Raw genomic sequence first — 17,060 nt, forward strand, 5'->3', positions numbered from 1 at the left:
GCAACATGCTGAAAGAAGTAAGAAATCAAAAAAAGAGAAGCCGACGATTCGAGGCTTCTCTTTTTTGGTGTTGAATGAAACTGGAGAGTGATTCATCCGTCCAACCGAGTTAAAAAGTTCACTTTTCGGAGATGGCTCCGGGTGTGCGTGGTTTATGGAGATTCAGCTCCATGTCCGAGTTCTCATTGGCGTATGTATCTGTACTTATATTCAAATCGTCATCAGAATCGGTGTGTCCCGCATAGGGACGATCACTGCGAGAAGGGCTTCCTGTCAGGCCGAAACCGGAGAGGAACAGAATGAGCTGCAATCCGAGCGCATAGGGAGCAGCAGCGAGTCCAATCAGATGCAAAAGGCCGCACAATGCAATCAGCAAGGATAACGCTTTGGAAACTGTTCCTTCTGTATCCTTTCTTGGGCTGGCCCAGAGCAGATAACCATAGAGTATGGTAATCATCAGGGAAACGAAGCGAATCCAGGGCAAGGCTGCCTGCCAGGAATCGATGGAAACCTCGAGAAGACGCTGACGGAATATCAGATCGATCGTGAGAACCGACACCGCAAACAGCGCAGCGGGTTCAGCGGCAGGCCGGATGATTTTCCAAACGGCTTTTCCCCAATGATCGGGCTGTGTATCCCGGCTGAGTTCATCGGATAATGCTGTACTCTCACGTTCCAAAGCCCTGTGCATCAGAGCGAGTCTGGCCGGATCATGATCCTGAACACAGTCGCGGATCTGATCCTGAAGCTGAGAGGATAGGCAGGCTGCGGACTTACAGGCCAGAATGCCCGTTAACCATTCATGATGTTCATGTTCCGAAAGTTTATATTTCCGATTTTTGATGTCGGCAAGTTGTCCCAGAAGTGGTGTACTTATGTATAATGTATCTCGTATTCTCCGCATTCGCCGGTCACGGCTGCGGCGAACTTCAGTGGCAGACCATATGTATATGCCCAGAAGCACAGCCATTACCCCGAACAACACAGCATCAGAGCCTGGTCGTGATGTGACATCATCTATCCAGTGTTGAAGCACATGTGTTCCTCCTTTGCATGAACTTGGTGTATCATGAAATACGAATCAGTTCAGCTTCTCTCAACTATTACACAGGAAGTACGTGAATTCAAGCAGGAACAGAAGGAGAATGATCCATGGACCGAGTCAACGTTGAACACATACCGCCCTCAGCAGCAGAGTACCTTGCGTTACGGAAGATCGCAGGTCTCAGTGCGATGAGCAAGGAGGGGGCGGAGATTGGACTGCCGAATAGTCTTTTTGCTGTATGTCTGCGTGAAGAAAATGAAATTGTAGGTATGGGCCGGGTCATCGGAGACGGCGGTTGTTTCTTTCAGGTGGTGGATATCGCTGTACACCCTGACCAGCAGGGCAGAGGATATGGCAAATTGATCATGAGTGAGATCATGAATTATTTGCGTGAACATGTGCCTGCTCGCGGTCTGGTCAGTCTGCTGGCAGATGTTCCTGCGGATCGTTTGTATGCTCAATTTGGCTTTGCCTACACCAGTCCGAAATCGGAAGGCATGTGGTGGAGGCAAGAGGAAGATGGAACGGAATAAAACAGCGGGCTGGAAAATGAAGAATGAATAAGGGACTATGAAGAGATTCCGTTTCTTCTTAATTAGGAGGTCACTGTAGAGCCGCATATTGCGGCTTTTTTCATGTGGATTAAAAGGACTGGAAAAGTTTTCTCACAATGGTTTACAAGTGTACACAGACGGTTTAAGATGGCGTGAGCCGTTTAAGGTATATAACAATGGGATTAAGTATTAAAATAACGGTAAGTTGACAAGATGATATTTACTGAAAAGAGGGATTTAATATGAAAGTTGCCATTTTTGGAGCAACCGGAGCGATTGGAAAGACGATACTGTGGGAGTTAATGGACCGTGGTCATGAGGTAACGGCGATTGTTCGTGATCCCTCGAAGGTTGAGATGGATCATGAGCGTTTGCGTGTGGTACAGGGGGATTTGCTTAACCCGGACCAGGTTGCCGATTTTACAGCCGGACAAGAAGCTGTTGTGAGTGCCTATGGACCGAAGTTTGGCGCGGAGGAAGAGATATTGGAAGTTACACGTTCATTAATCGAGGGTGTTCGCCGTGCAAAAGCAGGACGTTTGGTTGTCGTTGGCGGAGCAGGAAGCTTGCTTACGGATTCTGGAGAAATGCTGATGGACACACCTGGATTCCCTGAGGAAGTCAAGCCACTGGCGAAGGCACATGTTGATGCGTATAACCTGATAGAGGCATCGGATATTAACTGGACCTACATGAGTCCTGCGGCTACGATCACAACAGGAAGACGGACAGGCCTATTCCGGGTTGGCATGAATCGTGTGATCACCGATGATCTGGGTGAAAGTTCGATTTCCGTTGGCGATTTTGCAGCGGCTTTGGTGGATGAGCTGGATGATCCGCAATTTATTCAATCCCGGTTTACGGTGGGTTACTAAGAGCTATTTATCCGGATCTGATAGGCAAGAAGGAGAAACGGACCGGTAAACGGAACTGGATTCTGAGTAGAGGGTCTGGAGAAGTGAAAGCACAGTAGTTCAGGTACACTAGGGATGAAATATTTCTAAAGGGTTGTCACCGGGGAGGGATGAACGTTGTTTATCGTAACCGCTGAACAGATGAGAGCTGTGGATGAGCATACGATTCACAAGCTTGGCATTCCTGCAGCCAGTCTGATGGAGAATGCAGGCAGAGCCATTGCGGAGGAAGTTATCCGGCTGTGCCGGGAAGAGGGCTCGGGGAGTGGAGTGGAGCGAGGAGCGCAGTATGAAAAGGTGGCGTCAGATTCCATGGCCCACACCGGGCCCGGGGATCGCCATGGCCATGGTGGCGACATCATCGCCGATCCGGCGCTCGTGATGGAGCAGCCCGGTGATCAGCAGTGGTACATGCTGATCGGCAAGGGCAATAATGGCGGCGACGGGCTGGTTGCGGCGCGCCATTTGGTTGAAGCGGGGCTTGGCGTGACTTTGGTATACGCCGATGCGCCTGCTGCGCTGCGGGGCGAAGCTGCAGTGCAGCGGGATGCCGCCGCGCAGCTCGGCATCCCTGCTCTGGTCCACGGGCGCGAAGCCGTGGACTTCAGCCGGTGCACAGGCATCGTGGATGCGCTGCTGGGCACCGGCTCGCGGGGGGCGCCGCGCGGAGCATACGCGGCGCTGATTGAGGCGGCGAACAGCAGCGGCAAGCCTGTCGTGTCCGCCGATGTGCCAAGCGGGCTGAATGCCGACACCGGCGAGGTATATGAGCCCTGCATTCAGGCCCGGGTGACGGTATGTCTCGCGCTGCTTAAGCGCGGGCTTGTGCAGTACCCGGGCGCATCTGCCGCGGGGCGCATCGTGGTGCGCTCCATCGGCATACCCGCGCGGCTTGCGCCGGAGCATGGCCCCTCGGTCCGTCTGCTGACGGAAGAGGTGCTGCGCAGTACGCTGCGCGTGGACACGGGCCGCCTCCGGGCACCGGACGGTCACAAGGGCACTTACGGCCACGTGCTGCTGGCCGCAGGCAGTCTGCCGATGAGCGGCGCAGGCCTGCTCTCGGCCAAGGCCGCGCTGCGCGCTGGCTGCGGGCTCGCCACATGGGCGCTGCCCGCGGCACTGCTGCCGCATGTCATCGGCATCGTGCCCGAGCTCATGCTCGCTCCCGCCGCAGATGGCGAGAGCGGCGAGTGGAACGCGGCTTCCGCCGACGCCGTGCTGCGTCTCGCGGAAAGCCGCGACGTGCTCGCGACCGGCCCCGGCCTCGGTCGCTTCAAAGGCGACACAGACTGGCTGCGCCGTCTGTGGCAACATACGGATCGCCCGCTTGTCATCGACGCGGACGCCCTCAACATGCTTGCAGACGCTGGCCCAACTGGGCCTCGCGACTGGGGCAAACGAGGTTCGGCGACCATCCTGACGCCGCACCCCGGGGAGATGGGCCGACTGCTGGGCATGTCGACCCCCGAAGTGCAGCGTGACCGAATTGGACACGCTGCACGGTACGCCCGCGAGCAGGGCGTGACCCTTGTGCTCAAGGGAGCACGAACGGTCATCGCAACGCCATCCGGCGAGGCGTACATCAACACCACCGGACACGCCGGCATGGCAACCGGCGGTGCAGGAGACGTGTTGACTGGCATCATCGCCGGTCTGCTCGCCCAAGGGCTCAGCGCGGAGCAGGCTGCCGCCTTTGGCGTGTTTTTACACGGCCAGGCAGCGGAGAGAGCCGCGCTGCTGCGCGGTGATCCGGCATCTCTGCTTGCCGGGGATATCATGGATGCACTATAAATCAGGGTTATGATTGGTGCTGCACTCTGGGTATCTCGTTACTTCTTAAGCTGCATTTACACCGCTTTGGGCTCGTGTAATATAAACCACTCATAACATAAAGAAGGGGATGTCCCATAGTCATGAACATGACGAGGACACCCCCTTTTTAGCGTATTACCGTTTAACGAACGAACACATGCTATTAACTGTATTTCCACAGGTCTGCGGTGTGAGGAACGGACCATATGCTGTTAGCTGTAATTGTCCTAGATCTGTGGTGTAACGAATCCCAGCGACGCTATTCCTCCGATCGGCAGGTCCTGCCGCAAGTTATGTACTGGAATCATCGGAATAACGTGACTGAAGTTCGTTAAACTGTGCATTCGTCACGAATCCTCTTATTAGGGTCTGGCCGATTCGTTAGACTCGCAAGTGTTTGGACCCCAGAGAAAGAATTCACTTTCGTCTTGCGTGTGGTATAGCCCCTCTTTATTGTGACTCCACTACAATCGGAACCGTAACAGCTCCTGATGCATCTCTGCACTGATATCCCGCAGGGTTTTCACCTTAGTGCTTGCTTCGGCGAACGAACGTTGCTGCTCAGCCGTTGAAGCTGTAATTTCCTCACTGCTTGCCGCCGATTGTTCTGTAATGGCACTGATGTTTTCAATCGCCTGCTGAACCTGTGTGCTAAGTTCACTGGACTGCTGCATGTCTTCCGTAAGCTGGTTAATGCTTGAACTGATTCGCTCTACACTGTGACGAATTCCGGAGAAGGATTCACCGGTTTTTCCAGTGGCCCGCTCCTGTTCTGCAAAGAGCTGAATGCTCTGTGTCACAGAGTTTTTCACTTTGCCCATAGCTGCTGTGATCTCACCAACAGCCGCAAAGATATGCTGCACCGATTGTTCCGATTGCTCGGCCAGTTTCTTCACTTCCCCCGCGACGACAGCAAAGCCGCGTCCGGCTTCACCTGCACGCGCCGCTTCAATGGAAGCGTTCAGAGACAGAAGGGTTGTCTGCGTTGCGATGTCTGATACATAGGCAGTCATGGCTGCGATTCGGGAGGCGCTCTCTTCCAGTTCCTGGACGGTCTGTTCTACCTCAGACATGGCAATCCGGTTCACTTCAGCCAGTCGAAGCTGTTCCTGTACGGCAATGTGTCCCTCCTGCACGGAACTCAAAACCTCATTTCCATAGATCGCAGATTGTGAAGTCGCCTGAAGATTGCTTTCAAACATATGCTGCATCTTGTCCACGACCATGACCGTGTCACTTAGGTCCTCGGCAATTTTCTGACTGCCAATCGACAGTTCTTCGGTCGTTCGTGATACTTGCTGCACAATGGCCTGCACGGTATCATTGCCGCGATCAATATCCTGTGCCATCCCATCAACACGATTTCCTGCCGCACCGATGGATTGGATGATACTGCGAATATTCCCCGTCATAAGGCGGAAGGAGCGGTTTAAGTCATCGAGTTCATCTTTGCCTCGTGCCTCCGGAAGCTGCTGTGTAAGATCGCCGTTCGCAATTTGTCCTGCCGCATCCTTCAACGTGCGGATGCGTCTCGCCAAATTTCGCGATGTGTACATGTTGAACAACAGGACAGCAATAAGCAGGATGATAGCTCCGACGAGAGCAATCTGCCAGGTCCGTTGAATATCTTGTTCCAGATCTACTGTATATTGGTTATACCGATCCCGGGTCACCTCATTCAGCATATAGATATCATTTTGTATGCCTTTGACCCGTGAACTGAAACGTTTGGCATCCGAGCTGTTCATGGCTGTGATGGCTTCCGTGGCGCCCGTGTCCAGAGCCGTCAATTTGGTTTGGATCGATTGGATCAGGCGAAGCTGTTCATCCGTTTCCAGCAAGCCTTCTGTGAGCTGCTTTACCATGGTCTTACCCTCATCCAGCAATCGGGTTACATTATCCTGATTGCCAGCTGTCATGGAGAACGAGTATACATCAAGCGCCTGCTCGGTCTGTATCTGATTGGCGTTCAGCTCAGTGACTTTCAACATGGCTGGCACCAGATTTTGATTTTTGGCATTCATGTTCAGCAATTGAATAATGATATAGGCTACTAGCAAAAGGCATAACAGTAAAGATACGATGGCATTCAATATCAGTTTTCCCTGCAATTTCATAAGCGTGCCTCCAAATTAGCAATCTGTTTATTGATCAAGAGTAATTTTGGTTTTGCCGGAAGCGATCTGTGCTTTCAAATCTTCGAACGTTTGCTGTTGTTCGTCCGTGAGAGTGATGTTATGTAGGGCTGTTAAACCTACGCCGTTTTCTGCCAGACCATAAAACATTTCTTTTTCGGGAAATGAATGTTGGTTCTGATTGAACGTATTAATGGCGTTGTGAAGAGAGACATCTACATTTTTGAGCATGGAAGTGAGTACTGCTTTTTCTGCTAAAAAGAACTGATCTTGGTCCACGCCAATGGCGTATTTACCCAATCGCTGAATCTCCGAAAGTGAGCCTATGCCGGTAAGTCCGGCAGCAACGTAAATGACGTCAACATGTTGTTCCTGAATCATCTGCGCCGCGAGCCTTCCTCCAAGATCAGGATTGCCAAAATCCCCGGCGTACACGACATGGACTGTGGCATTCGGATTAGCGGCCTTTACCCCTTGCTCAAAACCTTGCTGAAAATCGTGAAGCACCGGAATATCCATTCCACCCAAGAAGCCTACATGGTCTTCGGTTGTTGCAAAGCCGGCAATGATACCTGCAAGATAGCTGCCTTCTTCTGCTTTGAAGGACATGGAGGTCACATTGGGGAGATCGGAATGCCCATCAATGATGAGAAAGTGCTGATCAGGATACTTCTGGGCAACCTTCTCCATATCGGTTTTTATCGTGTCGCTTAGACCAATAATCAGATCAACCTTATCCTTCGCAAATTGCTCAAAAGCTGCCTCGGATGTCAGATCCTTTCCCGGTTCCTTGTAATCAAAAACAATACTGTTCTCATTTCTTGCCTGTACCAATCCCTCAAAAGATGCGTCACTGAAAGAATGATCACCCAAGCCGACATCCGTAAGAACGATTCCGACTTTGGTTCGTTGATCTGCGGGGGACACCTTATCGGCTGCCGAACATGCTCCCAGCATCAGAATAACCAGAACCATCATCATGGTGAACCCGAATTTGATTTTCCATTGTGTTTTCATGTGCATATGCCCTCTTTTCTGTAAGATGGAGATGACGTGTGAGGTGAGCAATTCCTCTCTATGTATATCGGACAGGAGCAGAGACTCCATAATGGGTATGGGTGAAAATTTACGAAAACCCAGTGAAACGCCAATGAAACCCATGAATTATACATGGGATTTACATTTGAAGAGGTATGATTCTGGACAGAACCTGTGCCTACTGATGGTCAACGGGAAAAAGAAAGACAAAAAAAGGGCAGAGAAGCGACCGATTAGATCTCATCTTTGCCCTTTTCCTGAAACTAACGAATGATGAATGACTACATATCATGAATCAAAAAATTCATTTATATGAACGGTTTTCCCTGTTCCCTCATCTTATGCAATACTCCTGAGCGTAGGGTTACCGCTCTCATTCAGCTGCACTTGCAGCGTATTACCACGCTGCTATCGAGCCATCGGCCCGGCTTTCCGTGCCGCCGCACAATACACCGTTGTCCGGGCTGCGCCAGATGATCTGGCCGCGTCCAAACATCGATGGATCGAGGGCGGCCTGTATATCATGCCCTTTGCGGGCTAATGCCTGTGCAATATGCTGAGGGAATCCGGGCTCAACCAGGATCGTTTTGCCTTGGGTCCACTGCCAGCGCGGAGAATCAAGCGCAGCCTGTGGATTGAGGTGGAAGTCCACCGTATTCATGACGACCTGCACATGACCCTGGGGCTGCATAAAACCGCCCATGACCCCGAAGGGTCCGACCGCTTCACCGTCGCGTGTGAGGAAACCCGGAATAATCGTATGAAATGTCCGTTTGCCCGGCTCCAGCGCGTTGGCGTGATCGGGATCAAGCGAGAAATTATGTCCCCGGTTTTGCAGGGCAATGCCTGTGCCTGGCACAACCAGCCCGGATCCGAAGCCCATATAATTGCTCTGAATGAAGGAAACCATGTTGCCCTCACCATCTGCCGTTGCAAGATACACCGTTCCGCTTGCCCGTGGATCGCCCGCCTCAGGCGGAAGTGCCATATCACCAATAAGCTTGCGCCGTTCGTCTGCATACGCTTCGGATAATAACTCCTGCACGGTTACGCCCATCTTGCATTCCTCGGTAATGTATCTTTCCCCATCGGCAAACGCCAGCTTCATCGCTTCCAGCTGCCTGTGGTAAGCCAGAACGGATTCCTTTTCGTCAAAATCAAAGCCTTTCAACAGATTGAGCGCTGCCAGAGCAATCAGCCCCTGACCGTTTGGCGGGATCTCCCATACATCATATCCGCGATAGGAGACCGAGATCGGATCAACCCACTCAGGCTGGAATGCGGCCAGATCACCTTTGGTCAGATAACCTCCATGCTCTGCCATAAAAGAATGAATACGCTCCGCCAGTTCGCCTTCATAGAAGTCTCGCGCTCCGCTCTCGCCAATCCGGCGCAGGGTTGCCGCATGATCCGGCGAACGCCACATCTCGCCCACGGCCGGAACACGCCCGCCCGGGGCAAATGTCTCAAACCACGCCCGCCCGGCTTCCGCATCGCCTTGGCGTGCATACACTTCGGCTGCCCGTGCCCAATGGCGGGCCAGCCCCGGCGCAAGCGGGTAACCTTCTTCCGCGTAACGGACAGCCGGTTCCAGCGCTTCCGCCAGCGTGAGCCGCCCGAATCGGCGGCTCAGCTCAGCCCAACCCGCCGGTGCGCCAGGCACCGTCACCGGAATGACCCCTAGCTTCGGCATCTCCGTGTGGCCTGCCGCCTTGAGCGCCTCAATCGATATACTCTGAGGCGCAGGACCGCTGGCATTCAGGCCGTGCAGCTTGCCCTCGGTCCAGACGAGGGCAAAGGCATCGCCCCCAATGCCATTGGACGTCGGCTCCAGCACAGTCAGTGCCGCCGCCGTTGCGATGGCGGCATCGATGGCGTTGCCGCCCTTTTTTAACACATCCAGACCGGCTTGTGCAGCCAAAGGCTGTGAAGTGGCGACCATGCCTTGCTTGGCATAGACAGGCACACGGTAAGACGGATACGGTTGGTAGAGTGGATCATAGTTCATCAGGTTGTTCAGCTCCTTGTCGCAAGATGTCAGGTTCCGGATTGACCGGATCGATTTACGAATGTACTCCTGACCCTCTTCGCAACAAGACCGCCGTTCTCCTGCTGACCGTCCGGAATCCAACCTGGAATTAGGTCGTTACCATATCGCCGCCATTGACATGAATGCATTCACCGGTGACGTAGGAAGAGTCGCGAGAGGCGAGATAGACGTAGGCAGCCGCTAGTTCATAAGGTTGACCTGCCCGGCCCATCGGCGTCTCGGTACCGAATACCTGCACATCTTCGGCGGAGAAACTCGAAGGAATGAGCGGTGTCCAGATGGGGCCAGGAGCCACGCAATTTACCCGGATTCCTTGAGAGGCGAGTGATTTGGCGAGTACCCGGGTCAAAGAAACCACCGCCCCTTTGGTAGAGGAGTAATCAATCAGCTGCACGTTCCCTTTATAGGCCGTAATGGATGCCGTATTGATGATGGAAGCACCTTTACACAGATGAGGAAGAGCTGCTTGAATGAGAAAGAAATAGGCAAACACGTTGGTCTGGAATGTATGGTACAGCTGTTCTTCCGTAATATCGACAATGCTCGGCTGCACGTATTGCACGCCATGATTGTTGACCAAGATGTCCATTTTGCCGAAGGTTTCCATGGTCGTGCGAATGACCGCCTCGCAGTTTTTCTTCAACCGCAGATCAATCTCGATCAACAGACACCGTTGTCCCAGCTCTTCAATGCGATTACGTGTCCTCTCGGCGTCGGTCCGTTCATATAGATAAGCGATGGCGATATCTGCACCTTCCTTGGCAAAAGCAATGGCTGCGGCTCTGCCGATTCCGCTGTCACCACCGGTAATAATGGCCACCTTGCCCTCCAGCTTGCAGCTGCCGATGTAGGCCGGATCTTCACTGATCGGTTCCGGTACCATCAAGGTTTCCAGACCTGGCTGCTGATCCTGATGCTGGGGTGGGAAAGCCAGTTTTTGTTCCTTGCACACCGTTTTCTCACCGTAAAAAGGATAGACAGGATTCATTTTTTTACATCCTCCTCGCACATTTGTTCATACGCCTAAACTATGCATTCGCCCAGAAGAAGGTGCGACAGGAGGAAGAAGCGCATTTGTTTTTAGCGCAAAATATACCCATAATAAGGATGTACCTATCCTATTGCAACAGGTCATGAAAATATGGAGGTGTCAGAAGCCAATGAATATTCAGGGGATCAATCATCTGTGCTTTTCCGTATCCAATCTGGAACGGTCCATTACCTTTTATGAGCAGGCTCTCGGTGCCCGTATTCAGGTGAAAGGCCGAAAGCTGGCGTATTTCGAACTTGCGGGACTATGGATTGCTTTGAATCAGGAAGACGTCATTCGCAACTATACGGAACGAACCTATACACATATTGCATTTACCGTAAAAGAAGAGGAATTTGACGAGTCTGTACAGCAGTTGAGAGCAGCCGGGGCTGACATTGTTCCCGGAAGACCGCGTGATCCAAAGGATGCATTATCCGTTTATTTTACGGATCCCGATGGTCATCTGTTCGAGCTGCATACAGGCAGCATGAAGCAAAGAATGGATTATTATCGTGAGGACAAACCGCATATGACTTTTTATCCATAATTTCATTGTGTAAATGGGGGTAAATGGTAATTAACGTATTTAATGTCACTGCAATTATCCGTAAAATAAGTCTCAGGTTCACTGAGGATATGATCTATTGCCAAATGATACACATAAGGAGAGATGGGCGTGGAGAGTAGACGATCTAAATTACGGGTAACTGCAAGTGGACTCTGCATGGCCACTGTCGTGCTGATTTCAATCCTTACAGGGGAGATTCAACCTTCGGGGGAACGAACTGGGCTTGTTGGACTTACGGGTCAACAGGAGCAAGGAATTTTACCTGCAACCCTGCTTGATCTGAATGATCCGGTCCCTCTTAAATGAGTATGTTGATTGATCATGTGTCATTTTATCGTATAAGCCTGGGAATGGGGCCTCTGTCCAGAGACCCTGAATTCCTTGAATCCTTTTCATTGGTTTCTACAGTTGTTAGGAGAAGATGATCGTCGTCTTATTTGATCAATGTTTTGTAATCGTTGTATTCCATTTTGCCATTCTGCTTGCTCAGAAGGAGTAATTGGTGACTGATGTTCGCTTCACGGTCTGCATAGATGCGTTTGAGCAGGTCGTGGCTCATTCGAAGAAAGTAATAACCTTCGTCCGGGTTGTCTTTCTCATGGAACACCACACCAAGAAGGCGATATAGTTTTGCTCGCAATATCCCTTCATCTCGCTGATCCAGCAATTGAAGGGCTTCTTTGATGGCAGCCTCTGCCTGCAGCGGCTCGCGCTCTTCCAGATAGATTTTACTGATTTCCTCCAATATGGAAGCCTTCTTGTGGGGCAGATTGCGTTTGTCGTATATTTCGGCGCACTCAGCCAGCAAGGGAAGGGCTTCTTTTTTTTGCCCCATATAGAGCTGAATAACGGCAAGATTGTGAAGGGCCAGCACGTAGGATTCGCTTTTTGCCCGTTTATATGAATCTGCCGAGGTTTTGGTCCATTCATAGCTTAAGGACAGATGCCCATCCTGCTCGGACATGTAGTAGGCTTTGCCCAAGCCAAGCGTAATCTCACCATAAAGTTCCTGCTGTCCTGTCATCCGGGCTTTTTTTTCTGCTTTATGGTAGAAATCCAGACCTTGATCCACATTCCCTAGGCGCAAATGAGTGGTTCCAAGATACGTCAGTGCACGAATATGCTCATCCTGCAAGTGTTTAAGCCTGCTGCTGTAAGTATATGCCTGTTCATAATATTTGCGGGCTGCATGAAACAGCTCTGCGTGAAAAGCGGATCGCCCCATCTCCAGATAGTATTGAACAATGCGCTCCCGATCTCCGGTACGGGTTACTGTAAAGGCTGCGGCCTCTCCTTTGTCCATGGCTTCGCGATGTTCACCCATTCGGTTATAGCTGCGCATAATGAGGAGATAGGCATCTGTCTGGTCCAGGGCATCCTTGGTCAGTGTGAGCACATTGTGAGCCATGCGAATGCAGGCACGGTCATTGTTCTCCTCGTGATAGGCCTTCGCTTTATCCAGCACAGCTACCCCAATATCCGTATCTACCCCTGTACTTTCTCCCGAAAAATACTCCATAGGTGTGTTTAAACGCTTGGCAATAATCTTCAACATACGCTGAGAAGGAACAGCTCTGCCTTTTTCGATAAGGCTGATATAAGAGCGTGTCATATCCTCTCCCGCCAGTTGCTTTTGCGAGAGACCAAGCTGCTCCCGGATTTCCCGGATTTTGGGTCCGAGCATGTTCGTTCACCGTCCCTTGAATATAGTTTGATTTTACTAGAGTAGTGAGTTGTATGTTGATTCGATGGAGTGGCATAAGCAAGGGGTAAGGGGTGTAAGAGAATCATTTACCTCCATTTACAGTTTAATTCCAATTTAGGAGATTATAGAATGATAGTATCCAAGATGAAAGGAGGAGAAATGAATGGTCCTTAAAGCGACTCCCATTACACTGGAGCAATTGAAACGCAAAGAAATCGAAGCAGCACAAATGGAAGCTAACGTACTGGGTGAGGCTCGTGAAGTTAGTGCGCGTGCAGTAGAAGCCCGTGCGGTATCTGCTCGTGCAGCAGAAGCTCGCGCAGTAGAAGCTCGTGCGGTATCTGCTCGTGCAGCAGAGGCTCGCGCAGTAGAAGCTCGTGCAGTAGCGGCTCGCGCAGCAGAAGCTCGTGCAGTAGCGGCTCGTGCGGCAGCAGCCCGCGCAGCAGCAGCCCGTGCCTGATCTTACTTACTTATCGCATTACGTTTGATTCATAGATGAGAGCTTCCACGGAAGCTCTCTCTCCCTATATTCAGAGAGATTCGCATGTTGGTGATAACGAGGTGTCTTGAGCCGATGCATATCAAGCAAATATGGTCTTATATTCCAGAACATACCGTACCCATTCGGGAACTGAACGATGCTCTGGGACTCAACAATGCCCAGACGAAAGTACTGGAAAAAATTCATGGTTTGAAACAGGTTCGGCAAGACAGGGATGGAGATCTGGCGGCACTGCTCGGGCATGTGCTTGCCCAGGTAGTAAACCATCCGACCGTAGCCCTTTCTTCAATTAAGTATATCATTTATTGCCACACAATTCAGGAAAATTTCCCCTTTCCTATGAAAGTTTTGCAAGGCCTGAAACGGGCGTACGGATTGCAGCATGCCATCGCATTTTCGCTTACGCAGCAGAACTGCGCATCAGGTTTGGTTGCCCTAAATGTTGCCGAGACATTGCTGCCTTCATTGGAAGCGGATGATCATATTTTAATTTTGACAGGGGAGAAAACGTTTAGCCCCGTTGTGCAACTGATTCCCAACACAACCGTGATGGGGGAGGCAGCCGCGGCTGTCCTGGTTGGCAATATCGGAGAAGGAAGCCGAATGGTTGGACTTACGAACGTTACGCTGGGTAAGTACTGCAATGTGCTGACAGGGAATCCCCAATTACAAAGGGAATTTCAGGAGATCTACACGCCCCGGTTATGCGAGGCCATTCTGTCAGCTGTGGAGCAGGCAGATCTGGTACTGCAGGACATTCGATATATCATACCGCACAATGTGAATTTATCTTCCTGGAAGAAAGTAGCTGCCGGGTTGTCGTATCCCCTCGAACGTATATATACATCGAATGTGGAAGAGATCGGTCATTGCTTCTGTTCGGATCCGTATATCAATCTTCAAGCTGTTCTGGAGCAGGAGCTTCTGCGACCGGAGGATTACTATCTGCTTGTCACGGTTGGTCTTGGGGTTACCTTCAGCGTAGCGGTGATGCAATATGCAGGAATTAGGGGGGATAGGCGTGACGACAGTGTTGACCGATTTTTCAAGCCGGTTGAAGTGGGCGTTAACGGGCCAGCATGATGTTACTTTTATATTCCTGAACAACTTTGAGGTGGAGGAATATTGGAGTGATCCGGAAATTCTTAAGCTGCCTTCATTGAGTATTGGCTCTGCTGCAGACGTTGTTAACCGGATGGAGGAACTGGGGCTTTTTCTCGCCGGCGAGAACGATATCATTCTGCTCAAGAGTGTGCCGGATCAAGCTTTTATGGCCGAGGCACAGTCACTCGGTTTTGGTCGGGCAAGGTGTGTTGCTGCAAGATGCAATGAGCCGGCTCTGAACATTACTGCTAATCTTCTGAATTGTTCAGAGACTCTGGACAAGCTGCGAAGTCTGTCTGAGGAGTCTGGAACTCGTGCTTTTCTAGTTCCCTTCGGGACATCAGCCCAGGAAGAAGAGCTTTCCCGCCTTACGGGAATTCCTCTTGCCGTTCCCTCCGCAGACGTGTTCCGCAGGGTGAATGACAAGGGTTATTCGCGCCGTCTCAACGCCGAACTGGGCATTCGCCAGATTCCTGGCGTAGAGTGTACGTCTCTGGAAGAGCTTGCATCCGGTTTCGAGCGTCTGAAGCCTGTACTTGAACAGGGCGGGCGCCTTGTACTGAAGGATTCCATGGGTGTATCGGGCAAAGGCATCACCGTCATTGCCGATGAAACCCGGTTTCAAAAATGTATGAGCATGCTGGAGAAGCAGGCGAGTAAAAAGGACATTCACAGGATCAATTATGTGCTCGAACAATGGATTGACAAAATCTGTGACCTGAATTATCAGATCCTCATCGATCGATCCGGTGGAGTCGAATTCCTCGGCGTAAAGGAGTCGCTGGTAGAGCAGGGTGTACACCAGGGACATCTCATGCCCTCTCGCCTGGATGATGTTCAACTGGGCATCATTCGGGAGGCAGCCATGCGAATCGGCGCAGCTTTGCACCGGGATGGGTATTATGGCATCGCCGGCATGGACGCAATTCTGGACGAGGATAGCACGGTTTGGCCGAATCTCGAAATCAATGCAAGGTTTAATATGTCGACTTACCAGACGAATATTCAAAACCAATGGCTTCCGGACGGCATGTTCGGCCTGGCGAAAAAGTACACTTTGCGGCTCATGCATCTGCTGGAGTACGGGGAGCTGCGCTCAAGACTGGGCGGGCTGATGTTCAAGCCGGAAAATGGCGAGGGACTGTTAATCAACAACTTTGCAACGGTTAATGCGGCATTCAGAAGTGAAGGAAGCCTGTTTTCCGGGCGCCTGTATGGCGTAATTATTGCGTCTTCCCCTGAACGGCTGCGAGCTATCGATGAATCGGTAGAAGCCGTTTTATCTTGCATAAACGAGGTGATGTGAATGTCAGCGGAATATCAGGTTCAGCAGCTGCCCATCTCGGAAATAGCCGAGAGATTCGGGACGCCCCTGTATGTCTATGATGGGGATATACTGCGACAGGTGTATCAAGAACTCAGGGGCTCGCTTACGCCCCATGTGGAGCTGTTTTATTCACTGAAAGCCAATCCGAATATATCCATTGTACACATGCTGCAGGAGATGGGCGCACAGGCAGAGGTATGCTCCCTGACCGAATTGCATACGGCTGTAAGTGCAGGAGTACCGCCAGAAAGCATTATTTTCCTTGGACCTGGTAAAAGCGATGAAGAGATTGCAGCCTGTATACGTTACGGCATTTATGCTATCGTGTGCGAATCGTTTCAGGAACTTGAGCGCATTGAGATGATCGCCGCGAATGAAGGGCGGATTGTATCCGTGGCTCTCAGAGTGAATCCTTCCTTTTCTGTTAAAGGGTCAAGGCTGACTATGGGCGGCAAACCGCGCCAGTTCGGTATGGACGAAGAAAGTGTTCTTCAGGGGAAGAAGCAGTTTGAAGGCTGCTCGCATGTGGAGATTATGGGACTTCACGTATACATGGGAACCCGCATGTTAGAAGTAGAACCCATTGCCGAGAATACCCGCCATATTCTGGATCTGGCGGAGCGGCTTGAGAATGAGCTTGATATTAAGCTGCGCATGGTCGATGTCGGCGGGGGATTGGGCGTGCCGTACCATGAAGGTGAACAGCCTCTGTCCATTGCATCCCTGACGGAACAAATAAATCCGCTGTTCGAAGCCTTTCGTCTTGGGCACCCGAATACCCGGTTGTTCATGGAGCTTGGGCGATATTTGGTAGGTACTTGCGGCATGCTGGTCAGCCGTGCTTTGTACGTCAAACAATCGTATGGAGAAAACTTTGTTGTGACGGATGGAGGGACGAACTGTCATATGGCAGCAGTAGGTACAGGTTCCTACGTGAAGCGCAACTTTCCGATTGCATCCCTGACGCGTTACGGAGAAGCGCCTGTGGCCGAATACAACATTACGGGTCCCTTATGTACGCCCAACGATGTTGTGGGCAAACGTGTTCAGCTTCCTCTTATTACACGGGGGGACTTGATTGGGGTGTTTCACTCCGGAGCCTACGGGCCAACGGCTTCTCCAACGCACTTTTTGAGTCACGGAAGTCCGGCAGAAGTTCTGATTGTCGGCGGAGAGGCCCACTTGATCCGGGATAGGGATACTCCGCAGGATCTGCTGGGCAAACAGCATTTGATTCAAGTATCCCACACGGCAATAACCAATTGATAAGGAG

At 51.4% G+C, this 17,060-nt stretch carries 15 protein-coding genes; 9 read left to right on the forward strand and 6 right to left on the reverse strand.

Features of this window, described 5'->3' with window-relative positions:
* Positions 1-118: 118 nt before the first annotated feature.
* Positions 119-1,036, reverse strand: coding sequence for a hypothetical protein (locus PPA03S_RS10835; RefSeq protein ID WP_062322629.1), 918 nt, complete (start codon positions 1,034-1,036; stop codon positions 119-121).
* A gap of 116 nt (positions 1,037-1,152) precedes the next feature.
* Between PPA03S_RS10835 and PPA03S_RS10840 the strand changes: the two genes are divergently transcribed.
* From PPA03S_RS10840 to PPA03S_RS10850, 3 genes are all read left to right on the forward strand, one after another.
* A complete protein-coding gene (locus tag PPA03S_RS10840; protein WP_062322631.1) occupies positions 1,153-1,578 on the forward strand; it encodes a GNAT family N-acetyltransferase in 426 nt (141 codons plus the stop codon).
* 263 nt (positions 1,579-1,841) lie between these two features.
* A complete protein-coding gene (locus PPA03S_RS10845) occupies positions 1,842-2,474 on the forward strand; it encodes an NAD(P)-dependent oxidoreductase (RefSeq protein WP_062322633.1) in 633 nt (210 codons plus the stop codon).
* Between the two features lie 156 nt (positions 2,475-2,630).
* The gene (locus PPA03S_RS10850; protein WP_062322635.1) at positions 2,631-4,304 is read left to right on the forward strand and encodes a bifunctional ADP-dependent NAD(P)H-hydrate dehydratase/NAD(P)H-hydrate epimerase; all 1,674 of its coding nucleotides are present in this window, start codon (positions 2,631-2,633) and stop codon (positions 4,302-4,304) included.
* 485 nt (positions 4,305-4,789) lie between these two features.
* Here the strand turns inward: PPA03S_RS10850 and PPA03S_RS10855 are convergent, their stop codons facing one another.
* The 4 genes from PPA03S_RS10855 to PPA03S_RS10875 form a co-directional block, all read right to left on the reverse strand.
* On the reverse strand, positions 4,790-6,442 hold the full coding sequence (locus PPA03S_RS10855; protein ID WP_062322636.1) for a methyl-accepting chemotaxis protein: 1,653 nt from the start codon (positions 6,440-6,442) through the stop codon (positions 4,790-4,792).
* 27 nt (positions 6,443-6,469) lie between these two features.
* A complete protein-coding gene (locus PPA03S_RS10860) occupies positions 6,470-7,477 on the reverse strand; it encodes a BMP family lipoprotein (RefSeq protein ID WP_245683572.1) in 1,008 nt (335 codons plus the stop codon).
* A 418-nt stretch (positions 7,478-7,895) separates the two neighbouring features.
* Positions 7,896-9,506 (reverse strand): gamma-glutamyltransferase family protein, encoded by a 1,611-nt coding sequence (locus PPA03S_RS10870; protein ID WP_062322640.1) that lies wholly within the window; start codon positions 9,504-9,506, stop codon positions 7,896-7,898.
* Between the two features lie 130 nt (positions 9,507-9,636).
* Positions 9,637-10,536 (reverse strand): SDR family oxidoreductase, encoded by a 900-nt coding sequence (locus PPA03S_RS10875; RefSeq protein WP_062322643.1) that lies wholly within the window; start codon positions 10,534-10,536, stop codon positions 9,637-9,639.
* A 172-nt stretch (positions 10,537-10,708) separates the two neighbouring features.
* On the opposite strand from PPA03S_RS10875, the gene fosB reads away from it, so the two are divergent.
* Both fosB and PPA03S_RS32795 read left to right on the forward strand, forming a co-directional pair.
* Positions 10,709-11,128, forward strand: coding sequence for a metallothiol transferase FosB (gene fosB / locus PPA03S_RS10880; protein ID WP_062322644.1), 420 nt, complete (start codon positions 10,709-10,711; stop codon positions 11,126-11,128).
* Between the two features lie 129 nt (positions 11,129-11,257).
* The gene (locus tag PPA03S_RS32795; RefSeq protein WP_157284072.1) at positions 11,258-11,455 is read left to right on the forward strand and encodes a hypothetical protein; all 198 of its coding nucleotides are present in this window, start codon (positions 11,258-11,260) and stop codon (positions 11,453-11,455) included.
* A gap of 127 nt (positions 11,456-11,582) precedes the next feature.
* Here PPA03S_RS32795 and PPA03S_RS10885 read toward each other — a convergent pair whose 3' ends face one another.
* A complete protein-coding gene (locus PPA03S_RS10885) occupies positions 11,583-12,833 on the reverse strand; it encodes a helix-turn-helix domain-containing protein (RefSeq protein ID WP_062322646.1) in 1,251 nt (416 codons plus the stop codon).
* 184 nt (positions 12,834-13,017) lie between these two features.
* Between PPA03S_RS10885 and PPA03S_RS10890 the strand changes: the two genes are divergently transcribed.
* The 4 genes from PPA03S_RS10890 to lysA all read left to right on the forward strand — a co-directional run bounded on the left by PPA03S_RS10890 (position 13,018) and on the right by lysA (position 17,053).
* On the forward strand, positions 13,018-13,314 hold the full coding sequence (locus PPA03S_RS10890; protein WP_062322648.1) for a hypothetical protein: 297 nt from the start codon (positions 13,018-13,020) through the stop codon (positions 13,312-13,314).
* Between the two features lie 114 nt (positions 13,315-13,428).
* A complete protein-coding gene (locus PPA03S_RS32250; RefSeq protein ID WP_062322649.1) occupies positions 13,429-14,439 on the forward strand; it encodes a 3-oxoacyl-[acyl-carrier-protein] synthase III C-terminal domain-containing protein in 1,011 nt (336 codons plus the stop codon).
* On the forward strand, positions 14,378-15,766 hold the full coding sequence (locus PPA03S_RS10900) for a preATP grasp domain-containing protein (RefSeq protein WP_062322651.1): 1,389 nt from the start codon (positions 14,378-14,380) through the stop codon (positions 15,764-15,766). The genes PPA03S_RS32250 and PPA03S_RS10900 overlap by 62 nt, the downstream gene beginning before the upstream one ends.
* Positions 15,767-17,053: a diaminopimelate decarboxylase gene (lysA, locus tag PPA03S_RS10905; protein WP_062322654.1), complete on the forward strand. Its 1,287-nt coding sequence runs from the start codon at positions 15,767-15,769 to the stop codon at positions 17,051-17,053.
* Positions 17,054-17,060: the final 7 nt, after the last annotated feature.

The organism is Paenibacillus pabuli NBRC 13638 (assembly GCF_001514495.1).
Classification (GTDB): domain Bacteria; phylum Bacillota; class Bacilli; order Paenibacillales; family Paenibacillaceae; genus Paenibacillus; species Paenibacillus pabuli.

Bases quoted from the DNA above. Each gene is read 5' to 3' on its own strand.
- PPA03S_RS10840 (WP_062322631.1), top strand. From the start codon at position 1,153: ATGGACCGAGTCAACGTTGAACACATACCGCCCTCAGCAGCAGAGTAC.
- PPA03S_RS10845 (WP_062322633.1), top strand. From the start codon at position 1,842: ATGAAAGTTGCCATTTTTGGAGCAACCGGAGCGATTGGAAAGACGATA.
- PPA03S_RS10855 (WP_062322636.1), bottom strand. From the start codon at position 6,442: ATGAAATTGCAGGGAAAACTGATATTGAATGCCATCGTATCTTTACTG.
- PPA03S_RS10860 (WP_245683572.1), bottom strand. From the start codon at position 7,477: ATGAAAACACAATGGAAAATCAAATTCGGGTTCACCATGATGATGGTT.
- PPA03S_RS10870 (WP_062322640.1), bottom strand. From the start codon at position 9,506: ATGAACTATGATCCACTCTACCAACCGTATCCGTCTTACCGTGTGCCT.
- PPA03S_RS10875 (WP_062322643.1), bottom strand. From the start codon at position 10,536: ATGAATCCTGTCTATCCTTTTTACGGTGAGAAAACGGTGTGCAAGGAA.
- fosB (WP_062322644.1), top strand. From the start codon at position 10,709: ATGAATATTCAGGGGATCAATCATCTGTGCTTTTCCGTATCCAATCTG.
- PPA03S_RS10885 (WP_062322646.1), bottom strand. From the start codon at position 12,833: ATGCTCGGACCCAAAATCCGGGAAATCCGGGAGCAGCTTGGTCTCTCG.
- PPA03S_RS10890 (WP_062322648.1), top strand. From the start codon at position 13,018: ATGGTCCTTAAAGCGACTCCCATTACACTGGAGCAATTGAAACGCAAA.
- PPA03S_RS32250 (WP_062322649.1), top strand. From the start codon at position 13,429: ATGCATATCAAGCAAATATGGTCTTATATTCCAGAACATACCGTACCC.
- lysA (WP_062322654.1), top strand. From the start codon at position 15,767: ATGTCAGCGGAATATCAGGTTCAGCAGCTGCCCATCTCGGAAATAGCC.